The following is a 22,000-nucleotide window of genomic DNA, read 5'->3' on the forward strand; positions in this document are numbered from 1 at the left end:
GGAGAGTCCGGGCTTACGACCACTATGTTCGGATTAGTCCAAAATCCGGCAGTTCCGGGAGTGAGCTCATGTCGCACCACCTCGATACCCCGCTGGCCGCCCAGGGCGGACAGTTGTACATCGACGACCTGTACGTCTTCAACGGTGACCGGGCAACGGTGTTCGTCATGGACGTCAACAGCTCGGTGACCAAGGCCGACATCAAGCGCGGCTTCCACGCCGAGGCGCGCTACGAGATCAAGATTCATATCAATGGCACCGAGGTGGAGGACCTCACCTACCGGTTCGCCTTCGGCGAGCCGGACGGCAACGCCCGGCAGACCCTCCAGTTGTACGAGCTCACCGGAGCCGACGCCCGCGACGACGCCGCGATGGGCACCCCCATCGCCGAGGGGCGAACCGGCGAGGTGACGACCGGTGGCAACGTCCGGATCTGGGCCGGCCGGATCACCGACCCCTTCTTCATCGACCTCGACGAACTCGCCACCATCAACGGCGCGGTCAAGAACGGTTCGCGGGTGGACCGCTCGGCGTGGCGGGTCGACCAGGCCAAGAACAGCTTCGCCGGCACCACCGTCGAGTCGATCGTCCTCGAGGTCTCCCACGACGAGCCACTGCTGCGCGACGGCACCGAGATCGGCGTGTGGTGTCGCACCATGCTGGCCACCGACGCCGGCGGTTGGCGCCAGATCAACCGCGCCGGCCACCCGATGATGTGGCCGATCTTCTGGCCCCACGACACCGACTTCTCGAACCCCGCCAACTTCCGGCACCCCAGCAACGACCTCACCGAAGGCGGCGAGGAGATCGCGAACGCGGTCGCCGGGGTGGTCAAGGCGAACGGCACCGCGCCGGACCCGCAGGCGTACGGCTGGAGCGTCGCCCGGCAGCTCTACCCCGACCTGCTGTCGTACAAGGTGGGCACGGCCGCGAACTTCGGCTTCGCGGTCCGCAACGGGCGCACCCTGGCGGACAACGCGCCCGAGGTGATGTTCTCCCTGGTCCTCAACACCGGTACCACAGCCGGTCTCACCTCGGAGATCACGAAGGCCGCCCGTTCGACCACGTTCCCGTACGTGGTCGCGGCCTGAATCTGCTCGCGGGGCTCGGCGGCCAACACGGCGCCGAGCCCTTGCCGTGCGCCCTCCCGACCACCGGGTGATGCTCGCCCCATTCCGGCCCGTGTGGGCGTTTTGCGTAGTTAGTCTCTTAAGTGCTTCTCAGGGTTATTTAGGACAAAGGAGACTCGATGCGTAGAAAGATTCTCGCGGGCGTGGCCGGTATCGCCGCCGTCATCGCGCTCGCCGGGCCGGCTGCCGCGGACACGACGGGCGACACGATCGTGACCCTCACCGTCGACGCCGCCGGCGGTCTGTCCATCACGGTGCCGGCGACGGCGAACATCGGCCACGGCGTGGAGGGCTCGACCGTCTCCGGCCAACTCGGCCCGGTCACCGTGCTGGACCAGCGCGGTTCGCTCACCCCCAACTGGACTGCCAACGTCATCTCCACCGACTTCGTCACGGGCGGCGGCACGTCCGGGGAGACGATCCCCAACATCAACGTCCTGTACTGGTCGGGCCCCGCGACAGCGACCGCCGGTGGCGGCACCTTCACACCGGGTCAGCCGACCGCCGCCCAAGCAGTGATCATCAACGTCCCCCGGACGGCGATGAGCCACACCGGCGGCACCGGCAACAACTTCGCCACCTGGAACCCCACGCTGGTGGTGAACGTGCCCGTCGGCACCGTCGAGGGTGTCTACACGGGGACGGTGACACATTCGGTGTTCTGAGCCGCTCGGCCGGCTGGTGCTGCTGGCCTCGGTCGCCCTCGTGGTGCTCGGGGTTTCGGCGGCACCAGCCGTTGCCGTGCGGGAGCAGCGACAGGAGCCGGCCGAGGAGGCCGCCATCAGCATCCGCGTGTTGGACGTCCCGGCCAGCCGGGTGCAGGACCCTCGTGCCCGGGTCTACATCGTGGACCACCTGAAGCCCGGGACGACCATCAACCGTCGGGTCGAGGTGCAGAACACCTCCGCCGAGACGCAGAAGGTCGAGTTCTACTCCGGCGCCGCGTCGGTGGAGAACAGCGCCTTCACCGTGCCCGACGGCCGCGCGGGCAACGAACTCAGCGGGTGGATCCGGCTGAGGACCGCCACGATGGAGCTGGACCCGGGCGAGCGACGACCGGTCGAGGTCGAGGTCGCCGTGCCGAGGAAGGCATCGAAGGGCGAGCGGTACGGCGCGATCTGGGCGCAGGTCACCAGCACCAAGGAACGCAGCGGCAACGTCACCCAGATCCACCGGGTGGGCATCCGGGTCTACCTCGACATCGGTCCGGGTGGTGAGCCGCCGACGGACTTCCGGATCGACGGGCTGGCCGCCGAGCCCGGCACCGGCGAGTTCCCCGTGGTCACCGCGAAGGTCACCAACACCGGCGAACGCGCAGTGGACATGACCGGCACCCTGTCGCTGACCAAGGCGGCGATCCAGGCCGGGCCGTTCAAGGTGACCAACGGCGTGACGATCCTGCCCGGCCAGAGCGGTCAGGTTCGGATCGAGGTCAACCAGGCGCTGCCCGCCGGAACCTGGGACGTGCACGCGAAGCTCGCCAGCGGCACCGTGGAGCGCACCGCGACCGGGAAGATCGTCCTGCCCGTCGCGGCGCCCATGACGGTCGCGACGTCCACGGGGCCGAGCTGGCTGGTGTACGCGATAGGCGGGGTCGCCCTGCTGGTGCTGATCACCCTCGCCGGCTGGTACCTCCTCCGCCGGCAACGGACCCGGCTCGCCTGACCGACCCAGCCGCAGAGACTGCCCGGTCGTTCCCCGGAACGGCCGGGCAGCGACGTCCGGCGGGGTCGGGTCGTGGACAGCCAGCCGCACTAGATGACGGAGTGCGTCACTACCGCCACGTAGTCGCCGACCACCACCTCGGACGGGAGGGTCAGCAACAGGGTGGGGTTCCAGGTGGCGGAGTTCGGGCCTCCCGCTTGGCCGGACCACCCGGCGGCCGTACGCGGGGTGTTCAGCACCGCCCCTGGTTGCGGGACGAAGGATCCGACCCCGGTGCTGGCAAGGGCGGGCCCGGAGGCGTACGTGATGTTGCTGTTGAGGATGGTCTCGCCGCCCGAGCCGGAACCCGTGGTGAAGTTGGTGCTGGTGACGACGCTGACCCAGTTACCGGAGAACGGCCCGCGGTCGTCGGTGACGGTCACCGGGCCGAGTTGGCCCGAGACACCGGTCGTGCCCGAGGTGACGGTGCCGAGTGCCGAGATCGCCGGGACGCTGATGGAGAGCCCACCGAGCGGGGTGATGACCAGTTCGACCGGTCGGGTCGCGGACTGATCGAACGAGTCGGTCACCCGGACGGTGAACGGGAACGTCCCGGACACGGTGGGCGTGCCGGAGAGCAGGCCGGTGACCGGGTCGAGGGTCAGCCCGGCGGGGAGACTCCCGGCGCTGACCGACCAGGTGAGCGGGGCCGTGCCGCCGGTCACCGTCAGCTGGCACTGGTACGGGTCGTACGCCTTGCCGGGTGGGGGCGGAGCGAAGGTCAGCGTCGGCGGCGCGTTGACCGTCACCGACCCGGAGGGGGCCGACAGTGGGCCGGTCCCGGCGGCGTTCGTCGCGGCCACCCGGAAGGTGTACGTGGCGCCGGCCGTCAGCCCGGGAACGACCTGGGTCGTGGCGGTTCCGCTGAAGACCCGCGGAGTCTGCGCCACCCCGCCGAGATACGGCGTCACTGTGTAGCCGGTGATCGGCGACCCCCCGTTGGCCGGGGCCGTCCAGCTCACCGTGGCGGCGTTGGTTCCCGCGGTGGCCGAGGTGTTCGTCGGCGCCGCCGGCAGCGTGTACGGGACCACCGCCGCCGAGGGTGGGCTGGCCACGCCGGTCCCGAACGCGTTCACCGCCGCCACCCGGAAGGCGTACGACGCGCCGGCCGTCAGCCCGGTCAGGGTGCGGCTGGTGGTGGAGGCGTCGAAGGTGACTGTCGGTTGGGTGACCCCGTCCCGGATCGGGGTGATCAGGTAGCTGGTGATCGGGCTGCCGTTGTTCGCCGGCGCGGTCCAGCTCACGGTGGCGCTGGTGACGCCCGCGACCGCGGTGGGCGTGGTCGGCGTGCCCGGAGTGGACGCGTAGACGAAGTTCGCCGACCCGGCGGAGCCTCGGGTGACGACACTGACCGTGACCGTCGCCGGGCTGGACCGGGCGGGCATCGCGGAGATGGCGAGGGACCCCTCGGGGTTCACGGTGAAGCAGCCGGCGGCCGGGCCGGCGGTGCACGGCACCAGCAGCACCGACGTGCCGGCCTGCTGTTCGGCGGCGGTACCGATGGTGATCGCGGTCGCTCCGGTGAGGTTGCTGCCGGCGACGGTGACCGGGATGCCCCCGGAGACCGAACTCTGGGCCGGGGTGACGGTGACGCCGCTGGGTGCGGTGGCCGGGGCGACCGGCGTGGTGCTGGTGGCCAGACCCGGGTTCGCGTCGATCGACGACGAGGTCGCCACCGTCGCGGTCTGGATCTGCGTCGGCGTCACGGCGGTGCCGGTGACGGTCGCGACGACCGTGATGGGCGGCAGGGAGGCGCCGCCGGCGAACGGGCCGTTGCTGTTGGTGCAGGTGATGGTCTGTCCGGACGGTGCGGCGCAGACCCAACCGGAGCCGTACGCGGCGCGCGGGACGACACCGGTGGGCGCGGTCTGGGTGACCGAGATCGGCGCGGTCTCGGTGGTGCCGGCGTCGACCCCTGCGGTGATCGAGTAGGTGACCGGGTCACCGGGCTGCGGGTTGGCGCCGACCGCGCTGGTCTGCGCCACGTTCAGGTCCGGTACCGGGTTGAAGCTGACCGCGCGAGCGTTGTCGACCTCGTGGAAGTCGGTGACCGAGCCGGTCGAGCCGACCCAGCCGAAGGCGAGCTGCCGGGGGTAGCCGCTGGCGTTGAGCCAGGTCGGCGACGGATACAGGGCGGGCGACACGACCGGGAGGCTGCCGGCCAGCGTCCGCGCCGCGCCGCCGACCGGGGTGAACCTGACCCGGTACTCCCCGGCCGGAACGGTGATGCCGGTGTCGGTGGTGAACGGCGACGAGGTGGTGTTGGCGACCACCTCGACCGGCACCACCGAGGCGGGTCGGGTGGCGGCGCGCAACGCGAGCGCCGGCGAGGACGTGTTGGTGGCGGTGCTGTTGATCGCGCAGTAGCCGACCCCGTTGCGGCCCGGTCCGCGGATCACCACCTGGCCGGGGACCCGCGTGTTCGTGGTCGAGATGTACGGCGGGTTGGTGCAACCGGTGCCCTGGTAGAGGCTGTTGCTGAAGTTGCCGAAGACGTCCAGCCCGATGCCCAGGTAGCCGTTGGACAGTCCCACCGAGCCGCCGTTGAACGCCGCCGAGTAGCCCAGCGAGCCGCCCGGCTGGCCGAGGGTGGACGGGGGTCTCGGGTTGGCGGGGTCGACGGCGGCCAGGACGAAGGCGAGGCCGTCCGCCCCCGGGTTGATGCCGCCGTACTGGTAGGTGTTGAAGGTGACGTGCAGTCCCTGCGAGGTGGGCACGCTCACCGCGCCGAACACCCCACCCTGACGGGTGATGGCGGCGGGGGTGAGGCGCAGTTTGCCGGAGCCCTGCGGTTCGGTGGAGCTGGTGCAGCTGAGCAGCGGGCCGGCGGTGGAGTTGCCCGCCGCGCTCAGGCAGGCGGCGTTGGTGGCGAGGAGGCCGGGCACAGCCGGGACCGCCACCGGGCCGATGCCGTTCGCGGTGTTGTTGTGGAACGGTTGGTCGAACAGGACCGAACCGGCCGCCGACGCGGGCAGTGGCGCGACCGCGAGAGCGCCGACGGTCACCGCCACCGCCAGCGCTGCGATGCTGCTCGGACGACGGCGGCCCCGAAACGACATGCCCACTCCCAGCTTTCACTCCAGTCCCGATCCGGACTATATCCCCCGAAAACCCCCATACTTCTTGGACGGGGACAAATTGGCTCGACACCAGGCGCGCAAAAGCGGACCGACCCCCTCTCGGTCACGCCGAGGAGGTCGGTCCGCTGAAATAGGAGGCGTCAGCCCTCGATGTCCCGAGGGTCGCGGCTGCGGGGGTAGGTGTTCTTCTCCCCGATCGTCCCGTCCTGCTTCTTGATCACGTGTTCGACGCCGCGGTCGGCCGCCATCTCGCGCCCCTGGGCCTGCGCGTCGGCCTTCACGTCATGCGTGCTGCTGGCCCGCTCGTGGCCCTCCGGCTTGTTCTTCCACTGCCCGTCCTCGTGGTAGGTCTCGACGTCACCCTTGGCCATGGCTGGCTCCCTCCCTGCGTCTGAACTGTCCCCCGAATCAGTGCCCCAGAGCCGTGCCGGGCAAACTGCGGTCCTCAGGAGACAGCCGGGCAGTTGTTGCTCACCCGCCGGAGGATCTGTTCGCGTTCGTCGGTGGTGATGCCCGACGGCGTACCGTCGAAGTGGGTCTCGACCTTCTCCCAGCCGCGGCGCTGCTCGTAGTGCAGGTGCGGCGCACCGGAGTTGCCGGTGCTGCCGAGCCGCCCGATCTGGTCACCCTGGGCGACCTTCTGACCGACGGTGACCAGTGGCGGTTCGAGCATGTGCAGGTACTGCGTCTCCCACTTGCCGCCGTGGTCGATCTTCACCCAGTAGCCGCCGCCGCGCCCCCGTGGACCGTCCGGGTTCTCCGGGGTGCGGCCGCCCAGGGAACCGTTGATACCCGCCACGGTGACCGTGCCGCCGTACGACGCGAGCACCGGCCGCCCCCACGTCTCGCCCTCGGTCGGGAAGAAGTCGACGTCGTAGTCGTCGTGACCGGGGTAGGTGCTGAGCTGCCACGTCTCGCCGCAGGTCACCGGCATCTGGAAGAGCGGGCGCGGCCCCGCCGGTCGCAGCATCGGCACCACGACCACCGCGATGCCCAGGACGGCCGCCACCGCGACGAGCGCGAGGACGACGCGGATGGCGCGGCTTCGAGGGCGGCGGTGGGAACGGGCTGTGGTCGGGCGGCCGGTCGTCACCGGCCCGAGCATGGCAGATCCCGGCAACACCCCGGCCCCGAGGTCGCACCCCGCAACGGTGACATTGCAGTCGCATCGTGAAGGAGGTACGGTCATAAGCCAATGCAGTTGTATTGCAAAGAGAGCGGGTTGCCATGCACGTGATCGCGTTGTCCGAGGTGACCGCCGCCATGACCGCCCTGGTCGGCGGCAAGGCGGCCGGGCTGGGCGAGCTGATCCGGCACGGCGAGCAGGTCCCCGAGGGTTTCTGCGTCACCACCGAGGCACACCGGCTCGGCGTCATCCCCACGGCCGAGGTCGTCGCCGCGTACGAGCGGCTCGGCGCGGGCCCGGTGGCGGTCCGCTCCAGCGCCACGGCCGAGGACCTGCCGGACGCGAGCTTCGCCGGACAGCAGGACACCGTCCTCAACGTCACCGGCACTGTCGAGCTGATCGCCGCCATCGAGAAGTGCTGGGCTTCGCTGCACAGCGACCGCGCGACCGCGTACCGCGACGCCCGCCAGATCGACCACCGGGCGGCGCGGATGGCCGTCGTCGTGCAGCGCATGGTCACACCCGCGGTGGCGGGGGTGCTGTTCACCGCGAACCCGCTGACCGGGCGTCGCGACGAGATGGCCGTCGACGCCGCACCCGGCCTCGGCACGACCGTGGTGGACGGCGCGACGGCCGTCGACCACTACGTCCTCGACGGTGTCCCGCGCACCGACACCGGATGCCTCACCTCCGCGCAGCTGGCCCGCCTCGGCGCGACCGGCGAACGGTTGCAGGCCCACTTCGGCCGCCCCCAGGATGTCGAGTGGGCGATCGACGCGGACGACGTGCTGTGGCTCCTCCAGTCCCGGCCGATCACCAGCCTGTTCCCCGCCCCACCGCGCAGCGAGAAGCCCCTCCCCCGCGTCTACCTGGAGTTCGGGCACGTCCAGGGCATGCTGCAACCGGTCACCCCGATGGGCATGTCGACCCTGCGGACACAGATCGCCGCGATGCTCGCCGCGCTCGGGGTGCGGGTCGAGATCGTCGACATCGGCGGTCGCCTCTACGGCGACCTGACCGACCTGGCGCGCGACCGGTCGTCCCGCAAGCGGCTGGTAAAGCTCCTGGCTGTCGACTTCGGGCCGCGCGCCCAGGCGGTGATGCAGCACGTGCTGGCGGATCCCCGGTTCGCCCCGACCAACGGCGGAGCCCGGCGGGGCGGGGCATCGGGGGCCGCGTCGCTGCGGACGGCCGGCCGCGCGGTGGTGGGGATCCTGCGGGCGCTGACCCGTCCCGAGGCCGCGCGGACCCGGATGTTCGAGGCGATCGAGCAGCTGAGAGTACGCTCAGCCGCCCCCGCCGACCTGCGTACCGCCGCCGACCGGCTGCGCTTCGTGCAGGCCCAGGACGCCGACGCCGACGACAGCGCCGACGCGATCATGTGGCCGATCGTCGCCGGGATGCTCGCCGCCGCGCTGCCGACCGCCCTGCTCAAGGGTGTCGCCGGCCCGGACGAGATCCACACCGTGCTGGGCGGCATGCCGCACAACGTCACCATCGAGATGGACCTGGCCCTGTGGCGGCTCGCCCAGGGCGTGGGTGAGCACCGCCAGCTTCTCCTCGACACCCCACCGACCGAGTTGGCCGCGCGCTACCTGCGCGGCACGCTGCCCGACATCGGCATGACGGCCTTCCTGGACGTCTACGGTCACCGGGGCGTCGCCGAAGTCGACCTCGGGGTGCCGCGCTGGGCGGAGGACCCCACGCCGGTCTTCGCCGCGGTCGCCAACTACCTGCGGGTCACCGATCCGCAGCAGGGTCCCGACCAGCGCTTCCAGCGGGCCGCGTCGGCCGCGGAGACAGCGCTGCGCGAGGTGGTCGCCCGAGCGCGCCGTCGGCGGCCGGTGCGGGGCAGGGTGGCCGGTTTCCTGTTGGGCCGGGCGCGGTCGTTGGCCGGCCTGCGCGAGGCCGGCAAGTTCGCCGGGCTGTACCCGCTGCGGGAGACACGCCGCCAACTGTTGCTCATCGGCGCCGACCTGCACGGCTCCGGGTTGCTGGACCAGCCCGACGACATCATGTTCCTGACCGTCGACGAGGTGCACACCGTCGTACACCAGGGTGTTGATCTGCGCGACACCGTCACCGCCCGACGGGCGGTGCACCGCCGGGAGCTGCGGCGTCGGACGGTGCCGGTGGCGCTGCTCTCCGACGGCACCGATGTCGAGGCCGTCCTGTCGGTGGCGCCGGCCGGCGACGGGACGCTCGCCGGAGTGGGCGCGTCGGCGGGCCGGGTGACCGGCCCCGCCCGGGTCGTCCACGACCCGGCCACCGCCCACGTCGAGCCCGGCGACGTCCTGGTGGCCGCGACCACCGACCCCGGCTGGACCCCGCTGTTCCTCACCGCGGCGGCGCTGGTCACCGAGACCGGCGCGATCATGGCGCACGGCCCGACGGTGGCCCGTGAGTACGGCATTCCCGCCGTCATCTGCGTGCCGGACGCCACCCGGACCATCGCCACGGGCCAGCTCGTCACCGTGGACGGCGGCGCCGGAAGCGTCACGCTGCACTGACCGTCGGCCCCGAGCGAAAGGACGACCATGACCGACACCAGGACGCCGACCAGGGCTCGGGTGGGCCCGCTGCTGCGTCGGGCGGCCGAGGCCGAGGCCGCGACGTGGCGCAGCCTGTACGTGTGGGCGCGCCGCCGCCCACTGCCGCTGGAGCCCGGCGACGAGCCGTTCGGCTACCTCGGCGTGGTCAAGCCGATCCTGGGCATCTTCATCGGCCTGTCGGTCGTGGAGATCCCGATCTTCGACATCGTGGTCACCCACGTGGTGCCGTGGCGGCCCGCCCGCTGGATCGTGCTGGGCCTCGGCATCTGGGGTCTGCTCTGGATGATCGGCCTGTTCGCCAGCATGACGATTCATCCCCACGTCGTGGGCGACCGGGGCCTGCGGGTGCGGCTCAGCTGGGGCATCGACATCTGGATCCCGTGGACGGACGTCGAGGCCCTGCGCAAGCGCTACCGCTCGCTGCCGTCGAGCAGGTCGGTGCAGGTCGAGCAGGAGGGCGACCGTCGGGTGGTGTCCATCGCGGTCGGCAGCCAGACCAGCATCGACGTCCTGCTGCGCCGGCCGCTGACCTTCGACCTGCCGAAGACCGGGTCGACGCCGATGAACGAGCTGCGACTGTACGCCGACGACCCGGACGGCCTGCTCCGCAGCGCGCGGGGCACCCCCGTGGGCCACACCATCAGCCGGTGACCGCCGCCGCTGGCGGAGTGTCCGGACCACCCACTGTGAAACGATCGAGGCCATGCCCAAGAAGGTCGATCACCAGGAGCGACGCACCCTCATCGCGGACGCGCTGATGCGGGTCGCCGCGGACCAGGGCCTGGAGGCGGTCAGCCTCCGACACGTGGCCGCCGCGGCCGGCGTGTCCGCCGGGATGGTCCAGCACTACTTCCGGACCAAGGACGAGATGATGGCGTTCGCGTTGAGCGTGGTGCGCGAGCGCAGCCAACTCCGGGTCACCGAGGCGGTGACGCGGCTGGGCGAGAGCCCATCGCCTCGGCTGCTGCTGCGCACGATGCTCGCCGCGCTGCTGCCGCTCGACGAGCGCACCCGCGACGACGGGCGGGTGGCGCTCGCGTTCCTCGCCTACACGGCGGTGCGGCCGTCGACCGCGCCCCGCCTGCACGAGGACACCGCGCAGTTCACCGGGTTCATCGCCAGCGTCCTGCCCGGCCACCACGGTGCCGCCGCCGCGACCGGCCTGCTGGCGCTGATGGAGGGGCTCGGTGTCTACCTGCTGGGCGGGCAGTACACCGCCGAACAGGCGTTGGGCGCCCTGGACGCCCACCTCGACCTGCTCTTCGACTGATCCTGTCCTAGCTGGCCGTTAGTCCCCGGACACCGAACCGCACAGACCAGGATGAGCGGATGAGCCGCGTCCACCGGTCCCGGCCGGTGCTGGTCGAGGAGGCACACCGGGCCACCACCTTCGAGATCTTCTTCGACCTGGTCCTGGTCTTCGCGCTGACGAGGCTCATCGGTTTCATGGCGGAGTCGCTGGGGCCCCTCACGCTCTACCAGGGGCTGCTGCTTCTGCTCTGGTTCTGGTACACGTGGAGTTGCTACACCTGGCTGGGCAACCAGGTCCGCGCCGACAACGGGCCCGTGCTGGCCGGGATGCTCGCGGCGATGGCCGCCATCTTCGTGGCCGCGCTGGTGATCCCGCAGGCGTGGCAGCGCCACGACGGGGTGCTGAGCCCGCCGCTCACCCTGGCCATCGCCTACATCGTGGTCCGCGGGCTGCACCTCGGCCTGATGACCTACGCCTCGTCCGGCAACCCGCAGTACCGCCGGCAGACCCTGCGCTTCGCCGTGTCCACCACACTCGCCTGGGCCCCGCTGCTGGTGGGAGCCCTCCTCGGCGGGACCGCGCAGGCCGTGCTGTGGGCCGTGGCGTTCCTTGTCGACTTCGGCGGTGGCCGGATCGCCACCGCCGCCAGCTTCGGGGAGGTCCGCAGCGGGGCCCACTTCGCCGAACGCCACGGTCTAGTGCTGATCATCGTGCTCGGTGAGTCCCTGCTGTCGGCCGGTGCCGGCGCGGGCCTGGCCGTGCTCGCCTGGCCGGTGCTGCTCGCCGCGGTGTTCGGCTTCGCCGCGACCGTGTGCCTGTGGTGGCTCTACTTCGTGGGCGTCGCCCCGGCCGCCGCGGAGGTGCTGACCTCGGCCTCGCCACGCACCCGACGCCGTCAACAGTTGGCGTCGGACGCGTACACGCTGGCGCACCTGCCGCTGGTCGCCGGGGTCGTCTACTTCGCCCTGGGCGTCCACCTGATCCTCGCGAGCCTGACCGATCAGCCCCGGCACCCTGCCGGGGAGCCGATGGGGTGGCTGGCGACCGCCGTGCTCTACAGCGGGACCGCGCTCTACCTCATCGGTCGTCTGCTGTTCCTCCGGCTGACCGTCGGCAGCTCGCCGGGCCAGCTCGTCGCGATCGGCGTCGTCCTCCTGTTGGTGCCGGTGGCCCGGACCCTGCCCGCGCTCGCCGCTCTCGGGCTGCTGGTGGTCTTCCTCGCCGCCCTGGTGCTCTACGAGCAGCTGACCCGGGCCAAGGGAGCCCGGGCCAGCTGACCGGTTCAGTGGGTCGTGACGCCCGCCCGTGCCTTCAGTCGGCGCAGCTCGTCGGCGGTCATCAGCCAGGTGGAGTTCGTCGTCCCCAGGCCGAGGAGCACCTGGTCGAAGGCGTTGCCGTCGTTGTCGTCGGTGTAGCAGACGCTCACCTCGCCCCAGGGCGACGCGGCGACCGCGAAGTGCTCCTGGCGACCCGTCGTGGTCTGGCTCAGCGCCTGGGCCGCCAGCCGGCCGGTCGAGGTGCCGTCCGGGTTGAGACCCCGCGCCCAGACGTCCGGGTTGGCGCCGGACACCGTCCAGCCCACCACCACGTTGTCCTGGTCGTCGATGCCGACCCCCGGAGCGATGGCACCGGTGCCGGTGGAGACCGGGACCTCGTCGTGTCGGGCCGTGCCCGCCGCGGTGAACGATCGCGCCCAGACACCCCGGGTGCCCGTGTGGTCGGACTCCCACCCGACGGTGAAGTCACCGGCGAAGTTCGCCGCCACCGAGGCACGCTGCTGCTGACCGCCGCTCTGCGCGTTGGCCGTCCGCCGCGACAGCGCCACGGCCCCGTTGGACCGGGCCAGCCGGGTCAGCCCGATGTTGTACGAGCCGTTCGCGTCGGCGTCCTCGTCCCAGACCACGAGCGCCTCGCCGGAGGCGGACACGGCCACGTCGGGACGGTGGTGCGTACCCGTCGTCTGCGACGCCGTCACCTCGTACGCCTTGGTGGTGGCCGCGGTGAAGCCGGCGGCCTTCACGGTGGCCGGAGCGGTGCCCTGCACGTCCTCCCAGACCACGGTGAAGCCGACGGCGGCGGCGTTGGTGGGCGCGCCGTCCGGGTCGACCGAGACCTTCGGCCAGATCTGCTGGCCGGCGTCGCTGGCGTTGGCCTGCCCCGAGCCGAGCACCGCGCCGGCGGGCGACACCACCCGGTACTGGATGTTGTAGACGCCGTTGCCGTCACCGTCGGCGGCCCAGACCACCACGGCGTTGCCCCGGTCGTCGAGCCCCACGTCGGGGCTGATGTGCCGCCAGGCGGCCCCGCTGGTCCCCCCGGTAGAGAGCTTCAGCTCGTACGCGGGCGTGCCGTCGCGGAACAGCCGCAGGTAGACCTCGCTGTGGGTGTCGTCCTCCGGGGCGGTGCTGTCCCGGTCGTCCTCCCAGACCACGGCGACGTGACCGTTGCGGTTCATGGCGATGGAGGGCAGGTCCTGGTCGCCGGTGGCGACGCTGTTCGCGGTGGTCCAGGTGACCGCCTCAGCGGTCATGGCGGTCGGGGCTGGCACCACGTTCGGGACCAGCAGGGACGCGGTGAGCAGTGCGGTGATCGCGGTCATGGTGGCTCTCTCCCTTACCCGGCCTGCAGGCCGGGCTGGCCGTCGAGGATGACGAACGAGCGCACGGTGGAGGCCGCCGCGCCGTGCTCGGTCACCGTGTTCACCGCGCGGAAGTCCGCGCGGACCTGGCTACGGCTGATCGTGGTACGGACGTAGCCGCGCCGGTCCGAGTAGAACTTCAGGTGCGGGTTGGCCGCCGCGTTCGGGACCGTGGTGCTGCCGCTGCCGTTGCCGGTCGAGCTGATCGAGGTGCAGACCAGTTCGGTGCCGATGGTGGCCGAGGAGGGGTTGGCGTAGTCGGCCTTGAGGTCGTTGGCCCACGACCGGTGCACGTCGCCGGTGAGCACCAGCGGGTTGCGTACCCCACGCTGCTGCCACCCGGTCTGGATCCGGCTGCGGGAGGCCCGGTAGCCGTCCCACGCGTCCATGCTCGCCGCCCCGTTCGCGTCGAGCTGCTGGGCGAAGAAGACCTGCTGACCGAGGATGTCCCAGGTGCCGTAGCGCTGGGCCAGCCCGTCGAGCAGCCACGCCTCCTGGGCCGCGCCGGTCAGTGACCGGGAGGCCAGGTCCGCGTCGGCGCAGACCTTCCAACCGTCCCCGCACGCCTGGTCGTCACGGAACTGTCGGGTGTCGAGCATGTGGAAGGTGGCGAGCTGCCCCCACCGGACGCGCCGGTACAGCGGGATGCTGTTGCCGCTGGCGGCGGACGCCGGCCGCAGCGGCATGTTCTCGTAGTAGGCCCGGTACGCGGCGGTCCGCCGTGCGGTCCACTGGGCGGCGGTCAGCGTGGGGCTGCTGTCGTTGCGGACCATGTTGGCGTAGTTGTTCTCCACCTCGTGGTCGTCCGGCACCACCAGCCACGGTGCCGCCGCGTGCGCCGCCTGGAGGTCCGGGTCGGACTTGTACAGCGCGTACCGGCGGCGGTAGTCGGCCAGCGACACGATCTCGGAGCCGACGTGCTGCCGCACCGTTGAGCTGCCGACGCCGCCCTCGTAGATGTAGTCGCCGAGGTGCAGGATCAGGCCCGGGTTGTCCTCGGCCATCCGCCGATACGCGGTGTAGTAGCCGGCCTCGTAGTGGGCGCAGGAGGCGAAGGCCATCACCAGGTCCCGGCCGAAGCTGCTGGGCGCCGGGGTGGTCCGGGTCCGCCCGACCGGCGAGATCTGGCCCTGGGCCCGGAACCGGTAGTAGTAGTCCGAGTCGGCGGCGAGCCCTCCCGCGATGGCGTGCACGGAGTGCGCGTCGGCGTAGCGGGCGACCACCGAGCCGGAGGCGACCAGCGAGGTGAACCGGTCGGTGGTGGACACCTGCCACTCCACTGTCACGTCGGCGTTGGCCATGCCGCCCTGCCCGTCGGCGTTGAGCGGGGATGGTGCCAGCCGGGTCCAGAGGACCACGCTGTCGGGCGCCGGATCACCGGACGCCACGCCGAGTTTGAAGGGGTACGGCACCGCGGCGCGGGCACCCTGAAGGGGTGTCACCGCGACTCCCGCGGTCGCCAGTCCACCGAGGACGAAGATGCGACGGCTCAGCCTTGTCATGGTCAACAGCCTCGGGAACGTCGATGAACGGCGATGGGTGCCCGGCGGAATCCGGCATGACGTAATGCTGTCCGCGGCAAGGCGTTCAGGTGTCCGGACCGCCGGGGCCAGGGGGTCGGGACGTCAGGTCAGCGGGGACGGCGACTCGGCGCCGGGGATCACCAGCGTCGCCGTGCCGGACCCGTCCGCCGGGACGCTCCAGACGTCGGGTTCGCCGTCGTCCCGACGCAGCGTGTAGGCGAGTGTGCCGCCGTCCAGCCACGCGGCCTGGTCATCGACGCTGCGGGTCTCGGCCGTCGCGGTGACCCGCATGCTGGCCAGGTCGAGGACCGACAGCCGCCAGCCCTTCGCCGGGTCGGCGTCGATTGCCTCCTTGAACGCGAGTCGGGTGCCGTCCGGTGACAGCGACGGGCACTCGACGTTCTCCTTCAGCGTCTCGACCGTACGGGCGGCGAGGTCACCCCGGACGAGGTACCTCCTCCCCCCGGTCGCCATTGTGGCGTAGAAGCGGTTGTCGTCGGCGGTGAAGGTCACGCCCCAGTAGTTGACGTCCGCGTTGCGGTAGCCCCGGCCGTCCCGGGTGATCGCGAACTCCTCGAGCGAGGCCACCGTGACGCCGGTGCGGGTGTCGAGGATCCCGGTGCGGGTGGAGAAGCCACTGGAGGTGTACGAGTCGCCACCGACGAACGTGGTCCAGGAGACCATCCGGCCGGAGGCCGAGACCCGCGCCCGGTTCGGCAGACCGGGCACACTGACCGCCCGGGTCTGGCGCAGCGCCGCGTCGAGCACGACAACCTGGTACGACCACGCGGTCTCCGGTTTCAGGCAGACCCCGGTGCCGGCCGCGGCGTACACCCGGAGGCATTCCAGGCCGGCGACGGTGCGCGGCCCGGCGGGATCGGTCGTGGCGACTGTGGAGACGTGGCGGTCGGTGATCGCCAGCAGGCGCGGCCCGGGTTCCAGGGTGACCGCCTGCTCGCCGCCGGCCGGCGGCGGCGTCGCGGGAGCCTCCGCTGCCGTGGCGGCGTAGCCGGCCGCCACCGCGCCCAGCAGCACGGCCGAGGCGACCACCACGGCCAGCTTCGCTCGGGTCGACATCGCGGTCATCGGGGCACCCTCCGGGTGGTGAGTCGGGACGGGGAGGCCAGCAGGAGCAGCGTGCCGACCAGGACGCCGGCGACGGCGAGGGCCGCCGCCCGGATCGCGTTCTCCGGCCCCCACGCCTGCCAGGCCAGACCGAACAGCACGGAGGAGACGAGGTAGGCGAGGGCCTGCCCGGTCTGCACCAGCGCGATTCCGGTGGTCCGCACGCGCGCCGGCAGCACCGGACCGGCGAGCGCGATGAGCACGCCGTCGGTGGCCGCGTAGAAGGCGCCGTACAGCGTCAACGCCAGGACGATAAGTGGCCAACCGTCGACCGGGCCGGCCAGCAGCAGGTACGTCGCACCGAGGGCGGTGTAGCCGCCGATCACCACGGGCAGGCGACCGATCCGGTCGGCGAGCACGCCGAGCGGGGCGGCGAGCACCAGATAGGCCAGGCTGGTGCCCACCGCGAGCAGCGGGAACCAGCGCAGGCCGAGGTCCATCCGACGTTGCAGCAACAGGTAGACGAAGCCGTCCCCGATGGTGGCCAGCCCGAGCATCGCGGCGGCCAGCACCAGCCGGCGGGCGGGCCCGCCGCGCAGCAGCCCGAACGCCTCGCGGACGGAGACCTTCGGGTCGTCCGCCCCGCCGTCCGCCGCCCCGCCGTCCACCGCCCCGCCGTCCGGCCGTTCCCGGACGAAGAGCACGAGCACCACGACCGCGAGGGCCGCGACGCAGAAGCTGGTGACGAAGACCGCGTCGTACGACTGCCCGACGACCAGCAGGACCGCGAACGCGGCGAGCGGCCCGAGGAACGCGCCGACGCTGTCCATCGCCCGGTGCACCCCGAACGCCCGACCCAGCGCCTCGGGCGGCGTGGAGAGCGTGATCAGCGCGTCGCGCGGCGCGCTGCGCACCCCCTTGCCGAGCCGGTCGACGGCGATGATGGCGCCGATCGCCGGGATCGACCGGCCGGCGAGCAGCAGGCCGAGCTTGGCGACCGCCGACAGCGCGTACCCGACGCCGGCGACCAGCTTGCGCCGCCGCCACCGGTCGGCCGCGAACCCACCGACGACTCGCAGCAGCGCGGTGGCGCCGGTGTGCACGCCGTCCAGCACGCCGAAGGCCACCGGGCTGAGGTGCAGGCCCAGCACCAGGTAGAGCGGCAGGACCGCGGCCACCATCTCGGCCGACACGTCGGTGATCAGACTGACCGTGCCGAGCGCGACGACGTTGCCGCTGACCATCGCGAACCGTCGGCGTCCGGGCCCCGCGTCGGGTTGGTCGGCGACCGGTCGGGAGACGGTCGACAGGTACACGAGCATCTCCTCGGATCGACGGCTGACGGTCAGCCATCGTCCGTACTCAGTGGAGGGGACACAACGGACCGTCGGTGGCATCCGGGCGAGGTGCGGGTGAACGGGTCCCCAACACCGAGGTGTTCGCCTGCCCGGACGCACTGTTCATCCGCCCGTCGCCCACCGGCTCATCGACCTTCCTACATTCCATGCGCTCTTCCCACGAGGTAAGGAGTCCTGGATGGACATTCGATTCCCCCGTCCGTCGGTGACGCTGGGGGTGGTCACGGTGATCGTCGCCGCCACCGCCGCCGTCGTCGTGACCGGCGCTGGCGCGGCGTCGGCGGCGAGCGTGACCTTCACGCCGGTCGCCGACACCTACGTCCAGAGCGACACGGCCGCCACCAACTACGGCACGTCCACGCAGGTCGTGGTCGACAACTCGCCCGTGCGGCGCTCGTTCCTGCGTTTCACCGTGAGCGGTGTCAGCGGCACGGTGACCGGCGCCAAGCTGCGACTGCGCACGATCAGCGGCAACAGCGGCAGCGACGCCGGCGGCACGTTCCGCCGGATGTCCAACACGACCTGGTCGGAGACCGGCACCACCTGGAACAACCAGCCGACCATCGACGGGGCCACGCTCGGCACGATCGGCGCGGTCAGCGGCAACACCTGGTACGAGGTGGACGTCACGGCCGCGGTCACCGGCAACGGCACGTACAGCTTCGGTGCCACCTCGACCAGCGGTGACGGCGCCTACTACGACACCCGCGAGAGCGGCGCGGACGCCCCGCAACTGGTGGTCACCACCGGGACCACCACGCCACCCCCGTCGGGTGACCCGGTGTTCGTCGGCGCCGGCGACATCGCCGACTCCGGCTCCGGCGACAGCGCCACCGCGACGCTGCTCGACAGCATCCCGGGAACGGTCTTCACCACCGGCGACAACGTCTACGACAGCGGGACGGCGTCGCAGTTCAACAGCTACTACGAGCCCACCTGGGGTCGGCACAAGTCCCGCACCCGCCCGTCGCCGGGCAACCACGACTACAACACGTCGGGGGCGACCGGCTACTACAACTACTTCGGTACGTCCGCCGGCCCGAGCGGTCGCGGCTACTACTCGTTCGACCTCGGCAACTGGCACATCGTGTCGCTGAACTCGAACATCAGCATGTCGGCCGGCTCGACGCAGGAGCAGTGGCTGCGCGCGGACCTGGCCGCCAGCAGCAAGCCGTGCACCATCGCGTACTGGCACCACCCGCTGTTCACGTCCAGCTCCAACCACGCGCCGTCGACGTCGACGCGTCCGCTGTACCAGGCCCTGTACGACTACAACGCCGACGTCGTGGTGTGGGGGCACAACCACGTGTACGAGCGGTTCGCGCCGATGAACCCGGCCGGTGGCGCCGACTCCAGCCGGGGTCTGCGCAGCTTCGTCGCCGGGATGGGCGGCGCCGGTCACTACGGCTTCGGCACCATCCAGCCCAACAGCGAGGCGCGTAACAGCTCGGCGTGGGGCCTGCTGAAGTTCACCCTGCACTCCGGCAGCTACGACTGGCAATTCGTACCGGTGGCTGGCCAGACCTACACCGACAGTGGCACCGGCACCTGCCACTGAACGACGCGTGCCCCCTGTCCGCGAGGCGGGCAGGGGGCACGTGCGTACCGGCCGAGCGTCAGCGGGCGGTGCCGGCGCGACGCTTGTTGTAGACGTCGAAGGCGACCGCGACGAGCAGGACGAGACCCTTCACCACCGACTGGGTCGACTGGTCGATGCCCATCAGCTGCATGCCGTTGCTCATCACCGCCATGATCAGACCACCGACCATCGCGCCCACCACGGTGCCCACGCCACCGGTGACCGCCGCGCCGCCGATGAAGGCCGCGGCGATCGCGTCCAGCTCGAACATGTTGCCGGCGGCGGGCTGGGCGCCGTTCGACCGCGACGAGTAGATGACGCCGGCCACCGCCGCCAGGAAGCCCATGTTGACGAACATCCAGAAGTTGACGGTGCGGACCTTCACCCCGGACAGCGCCGCCGCCGACAGGTTGCCGCCGATCGCGTAGACCTGGCGACCGAAGACGGTACGCCGGGTGAGCAGTCCGTAGACCAGCACCAGGACCGCCAGGATGATCAGCACGATCGGCAGCCCTCGGGCGTGCGCCAGCTGCCAGGCGAAGTACATGAGGACCGCGCCGACCAGCACGACCCGGGCGACGAACAGTGGGAACGACTCGACGGGCTGCTGGTAGCGGATGCGCGCCACCCGGGTGCGGAAGCCACTGACCGCGTAGCCGGCCACGGCGATGGCGCCGATCAGCAACGTGAAGGCGTCGAAGCCCTGCCCGCCGAGCAGGCCGTTGAGGAAGCCCGCCGCGACCTGCTGGTACTCGGACGGGAACGGCGACAGCGAGATGTTGTCGAGCACCCGCAGGGTGAGACCCCGGAACAGCAGCATGCCGGCCAGGGTCACGATGAAGGCCGGAATGCCGGCGTACGCCACCCAGAACCCGTGCCAGGCGCCGACCGCGACGCCGACGACAAGCGCGGCCACGACGCCGATCCACCAGGGATGGCCCTGCTGGATCACCAGGACGGCGGAGACCGCTCCGGTGAGCGCGACGACCGATCCCACCGACAGGTCGATGTGCCCGCCGATGATCAGGATGACCATGCCGATCGCGAGGACCAGGATGTACGAGTACTGGAGGACGATGTTGGTGATGTTGCCGGGGCTCAGCAACACCCCGTCGGTCAGGACCGCGAAGAGCGCGACGATGACGACCAGGGCGACGTAGATCCCGCTCTGCCGCAGGTTGTTCAACACCAGCGCCCGCAGGTCGTTCGTCCCGCTGTGCAGGGCCGCGGTGGGTGTGCTGTCCGGCGGCGTGGGGCGCTCCGTCGAAGGGGTCTTGATGCTGGTCATCCGACGAGCTCCTTGTCCTTGGTCATCAGCTCCATGAGGCTCTCCTGAGTCGCCTCGGCCACCGGCATCTCGCCGGTGATCCGGCCGGCGGCGAGGGTGTAGATGCGGTCGCACATGCCGAGCAGCTCCGGCAGCTCCGAGGAGATGACGATCACCGCCTTACCGGCGGCCACCAACCGGTTGATGATCGTGTAGATCTCGTACTTGGCGCCGACGTCGATGCCACGGGTGGGTTCGTCGAGGATCAGCACGTCCGGGTCGGTGAACAGCCACTTGGACAGCACGACCTTCTGCTGGTTGCCGCCGGAGAGCTTGCCGACCACCGCCATGACGCTTGGCGTGCGGATGTTCATCTCCTGGCGGCTCGCCTCGGCAACCTTGATCTCCTCGTTGCCGTTCACCCAGCCCAGGCGGGACAGCCGGTCCAACGCGGCGGCAGACACGTTGCGCCGCACGTCGTCGATGAGGTTGAGGCCGTAGCGCTTGCGGTCCTCGGTGACGTAGGCGATGCCGTTGTCGATCGCCTCGGCGACGGTGCGCGCCTGCACCTCCCGCCCGTGCACGAAGATCCGGCCCCGGATGTCACGCCCGTAGGACCGACCGAACACGCTCATGGCCAGCTCGGTCCGGCCGGCACCCATGAGGCCCGCGATGCCGACGACCTCACCGGCGCGTACGGACAGGCCGACGCCCTCGACGACCATCCGGTCCTGGACGGGGTGACGCACCGTCCAGTCCTCGATGCGGAGGACCTCGTCGCCGGGGGACGACTCGCGGTCGGGGTAGAAGCTGTCCAGGTCGCGTCCGACCATGCCCCGGATGATCCGCTGCTGGTTCACGTCGTCGGACTTCATGTCCAGGGTCTCCACCGCGCGTCCGTCCCGGATGACAGTGGTCGAGTCGGCGATGGCGGTGATCTCGTTGAGCTTGTGCGAGATCATGATGCAGGTGATGCCCTGCTCCTTGAGGGCCCGCAGCAGGTCGAGCAGGTGCGCCGAGTCGATGTCGTTGAGCGCGGCGGTCGGCTCGTCGAGAATGAGCAGGCGCACCTTCTTCGACAGCGCCTTGGCGATCTCCACCAGTTGTTGCTTGCCGACGCCGAGCTGGATGACCGGGGTGACCGGGTTCTCGTGCAGCCCGACGGACGCCAACAGCTTCGCCGCCTCGGCGTTGGCGAAGTTCCAGTCGATCAGGCCGCTGCGGCCACGCCGCTCGTTGCCGAGGAAGATGTTCTCCGCGATCGACAGGTACGGCACCAGGGCGAGCTCCTGGTGGATGATGACGATGCCGTTCGCCTCGCTGTCGCGGATGCCGCGGAACTGCATCGGCTTGCCGTCGAAGAGGATCTCGCCGTCGTACGAGCCGGACGGGTGGACGCCGGACAGCACCTTCATCAGGGTGGACTTGCCGGCGCCGTTCTCACCGCAGATGGCGTGGATCTCCCCGCGGCGCACTGCGAGGGTGACGTCCTCCAGCGCGGTCACGCCGGGGAAGGTCTTGGTGATGCGACGCATCTCGAGGATGGTGTCGTCCATGGTCACTGTCCTCCGTCAGGTCTGGACGCGGTACGCACCCAGGCGTGGGGGGGGGGGGGGGGGGGCCCCGGCCCCCCCCGGGGGGGGGGGTGTGGGGGGTGGGCGGGGGCGCCGGCAACCCCCCCCCCGCCCGCGGGGTGGAACCGCCCGCGGGTGTGGGTGAGTTTGAT

General features: G+C 71.2%; 17 protein-coding genes. 8 read left to right on the forward strand and 9 right to left on the reverse strand.

Going from position 1 to position 22,000, the window contains the following annotated elements; all coding sequences use genetic code 11:
• Positions 1-68 precede the first annotated feature (68 nt).
• The 3 genes from ACFYL6_RS31065 (at position 69) to ACFYL6_RS31075 (ending at position 2,795) form a co-directional block, all read left to right on the forward strand.
• The gene (locus ACFYL6_RS31065; RefSeq protein ID WP_387176774.1) at positions 69-1,091 is read left to right on the forward strand and encodes a DUF4331 family protein; all 1,023 of its coding nucleotides are present in this window, start codon (positions 69-71) and stop codon (positions 1,089-1,091) included.
• Positions 1,092-1,249: 158 nt separating this feature from the next.
• Positions 1,250-1,795, forward strand: coding sequence for a hypothetical protein (locus tag ACFYL6_RS31070; protein WP_387176776.1), 546 nt, complete (start codon positions 1,250-1,252; stop codon positions 1,793-1,795).
• A 16-nt stretch (positions 1,796-1,811) separates the two neighbouring features.
• Complete coding sequence (locus ACFYL6_RS31075) at positions 1,812-2,795, forward strand: hypothetical protein (protein WP_387176778.1); 984 nt, start codon at positions 1,812-1,814, stop codon at positions 2,793-2,795.
• 89 nt (positions 2,796-2,884) lie between these two features.
• Here ACFYL6_RS31075 and ACFYL6_RS31080 read toward each other — a convergent pair whose 3' ends face one another.
• The 3 genes from ACFYL6_RS31080 to ACFYL6_RS31090 form a co-directional block, all read right to left on the reverse strand.
• Complete coding sequence (locus ACFYL6_RS31080) at positions 2,885-5,893, reverse strand: fibronectin type III domain-containing protein (RefSeq protein WP_387176780.1); 3,009 nt, start codon at positions 5,891-5,893, stop codon at positions 2,885-2,887.
• Between the two features lie 161 nt (positions 5,894-6,054).
• Entirely contained in the window at positions 6,055-6,285 is a 231-nt protein-coding gene (locus tag ACFYL6_RS31085; RefSeq protein WP_238643562.1) for a DUF2188 domain-containing protein, read from the reverse strand.
• A gap of 74 nt (positions 6,286-6,359) precedes the next feature.
• Entirely contained in the window at positions 6,360-7,019 is a 660-nt protein-coding gene (locus tag ACFYL6_RS31090; protein ID WP_387176782.1) for a M23 family metallopeptidase, read from the reverse strand.
• Between the two features lie 122 nt (positions 7,020-7,141).
• Between ACFYL6_RS31090 and ACFYL6_RS31095 the strand changes: the two genes are divergently transcribed.
• From ACFYL6_RS31095 to ACFYL6_RS31110, 4 genes are read left to right on the forward strand one after another with little or no spacing between them, the layout of a single operon-like run.
• The gene (locus ACFYL6_RS31095; protein WP_387176784.1) at positions 7,142-9,550 is read left to right on the forward strand and encodes a PEP/pyruvate-binding domain-containing protein; all 2,409 of its coding nucleotides are present in this window, start codon (positions 7,142-7,144) and stop codon (positions 9,548-9,550) included.
• Positions 9,551-9,577: 27 nt separating this feature from the next.
• On the forward strand, positions 9,578-10,243 hold the full coding sequence (locus tag ACFYL6_RS31100) for a hypothetical protein (protein ID WP_387176785.1): 666 nt from the start codon (positions 9,578-9,580) through the stop codon (positions 10,241-10,243).
• Between the two features lie 52 nt (positions 10,244-10,295).
• A complete protein-coding gene (locus ACFYL6_RS31105) occupies positions 10,296-10,862 on the forward strand; it encodes a TetR/AcrR family transcriptional regulator (RefSeq protein ID WP_387176787.1) in 567 nt (188 codons plus the stop codon).
• A gap of 59 nt (positions 10,863-10,921) precedes the next feature.
• Positions 10,922-12,121 carry a low temperature requirement protein A gene (locus ACFYL6_RS31110; RefSeq protein ID WP_387176789.1) on the forward strand — a complete coding sequence of 400 codons (1,200 nt, stop codon included), beginning with the start codon at positions 10,922-10,924 and terminating at the stop codon, positions 12,119-12,121.
• 5 nt (positions 12,122-12,126) lie between these two features.
• Here the strand turns inward: ACFYL6_RS31110 and ACFYL6_RS31115 are convergent, their stop codons facing one another.
• From ACFYL6_RS31115 to ACFYL6_RS31130, 4 genes are all read right to left on the reverse strand, one after another.
• Entirely contained in the window at positions 12,127-13,443 is a 1,317-nt protein-coding gene (locus tag ACFYL6_RS31115) for a hypothetical protein (RefSeq protein WP_387176791.1), read from the reverse strand.
• Positions 13,444-13,457: 14 nt separating this feature from the next.
• Positions 13,458-14,984, reverse strand: a complete 1,527-nt coding sequence (locus ACFYL6_RS31120; protein WP_387176793.1) for an alkaline phosphatase D family protein — start codon at positions 14,982-14,984, stop codon at positions 13,458-13,460.
• 123 nt (positions 14,985-15,107) lie between these two features.
• On the reverse strand, positions 15,108-16,091 hold the full coding sequence (locus ACFYL6_RS31125) for a TolB family protein (RefSeq protein ID WP_387176795.1): 984 nt from the start codon (positions 16,089-16,091) through the stop codon (positions 15,108-15,110).
• The gene (locus ACFYL6_RS31130) at positions 16,088-17,386 is read right to left on the reverse strand and encodes an MFS transporter (RefSeq protein ID WP_387176797.1); all 1,299 of its coding nucleotides are present in this window, start codon (positions 17,384-17,386) and stop codon (positions 16,088-16,090) included. Before ACFYL6_RS31130 ends, ACFYL6_RS31125 begins: the two co-directional genes overlap by 4 nt.
• A gap of 220 nt (positions 17,387-17,606) precedes the next feature.
• On the opposite strand from ACFYL6_RS31130, the gene ACFYL6_RS31135 reads away from it, so the two are divergent.
• On the forward strand, positions 17,607-18,986 hold the full coding sequence (locus tag ACFYL6_RS31135; protein WP_387176799.1) for a DNRLRE domain-containing protein: 1,380 nt from the start codon (positions 17,607-17,609) through the stop codon (positions 18,984-18,986).
• 58 nt (positions 18,987-19,044) lie between these two features.
• Here ACFYL6_RS31135 and mmsB read toward each other — a convergent pair whose 3' ends face one another.
• Both mmsB and mmsA read right to left on the reverse strand, forming a co-directional pair.
• Complete coding sequence (gene mmsB / locus ACFYL6_RS31140; RefSeq protein WP_238659502.1) at positions 19,045-20,295, reverse strand: multiple monosaccharide ABC transporter permease; 1,251 nt, start codon at positions 20,293-20,295, stop codon at positions 19,045-19,047.
• Positions 20,292-21,830 (reverse strand): multiple monosaccharide ABC transporter ATP-binding protein, encoded by a 1,539-nt coding sequence (gene mmsA / locus ACFYL6_RS31145; RefSeq protein ID WP_387176801.1) that lies wholly within the window; start codon positions 21,828-21,830, stop codon positions 20,292-20,294. The genes mmsB and mmsA overlap by 4 nt, the downstream gene beginning before the upstream one ends.
• Between the last annotated feature and the right edge of the window lie 170 nt (positions 21,831-22,000).

It is taken from the genome of Micromonospora sp. NPDC007208 (assembly GCF_042869175.1).
GTDB lineage: Bacteria > Actinomycetota > Actinomycetes > Mycobacteriales > Micromonosporaceae > Micromonospora > Micromonospora foliorum.

Coding starts and splice junctions, on each gene's coding strand:
- ACFYL6_RS31065 (WP_387176774.1), top strand. CDS start 69: ATGTCGCACCACCTCGATACCCCGCTGGCCGCCCAGGGCGGACAGTTG.
- ACFYL6_RS31070 (WP_387176776.1), top strand. CDS start 1,250: ATGCGTAGAAAGATTCTCGCGGGCGTGGCCGGTATCGCCGCCGTCATC.
- ACFYL6_RS31080 (WP_387176780.1), bottom strand. CDS start 5,893: ATGTCGTTTCGGGGCCGCCGTCGTCCGAGCAGCATCGCAGCGCTGGCG.
- ACFYL6_RS31085 (WP_238643562.1), bottom strand. CDS start 6,285: ATGGCCAAGGGTGACGTCGAGACCTACCACGAGGACGGGCAGTGGAAG.
- ACFYL6_RS31090 (WP_387176782.1), bottom strand. CDS start 7,019: ATGCTCGGGCCGGTGACGACCGGCCGCCCGACCACAGCCCGTTCCCAC.
- ACFYL6_RS31095 (WP_387176784.1), top strand. CDS start 7,142: ATGCACGTGATCGCGTTGTCCGAGGTGACCGCCGCCATGACCGCCCTG.
- ACFYL6_RS31100 (WP_387176785.1), top strand. CDS start 9,578: ATGACCGACACCAGGACGCCGACCAGGGCTCGGGTGGGCCCGCTGCTG.
- ACFYL6_RS31105 (WP_387176787.1), top strand. CDS start 10,296: ATGCCCAAGAAGGTCGATCACCAGGAGCGACGCACCCTCATCGCGGAC.
- ACFYL6_RS31110 (WP_387176789.1), top strand. CDS start 10,922: ATGAGCCGCGTCCACCGGTCCCGGCCGGTGCTGGTCGAGGAGGCACAC.
- ACFYL6_RS31115 (WP_387176791.1), bottom strand. CDS start 13,443: ATGACCGCGATCACCGCACTGCTCACCGCGTCCCTGCTGGTCCCGAAC.
- ACFYL6_RS31120 (WP_387176793.1), bottom strand. CDS start 14,984: ATGACAAGGCTGAGCCGTCGCATCTTCGTCCTCGGTGGACTGGCGACC.
- ACFYL6_RS31125 (WP_387176795.1), bottom strand. CDS start 16,091: ATGACCGCGATGTCGACCCGAGCGAAGCTGGCCGTGGTGGTCGCCTCG.
- ACFYL6_RS31135 (WP_387176799.1), top strand. CDS start 17,607: ATGGACATTCGATTCCCCCGTCCGTCGGTGACGCTGGGGGTGGTCACG.
- mmsB (WP_238659502.1), bottom strand. CDS start 20,295: ATGACCAGCATCAAGACCCCTTCGACGGAGCGCCCCACGCCGCCGGAC.
- mmsA (WP_387176801.1), bottom strand. CDS start 21,830: ATGGACGACACCATCCTCGAGATGCGTCGCATCACCAAGACCTTCCCC.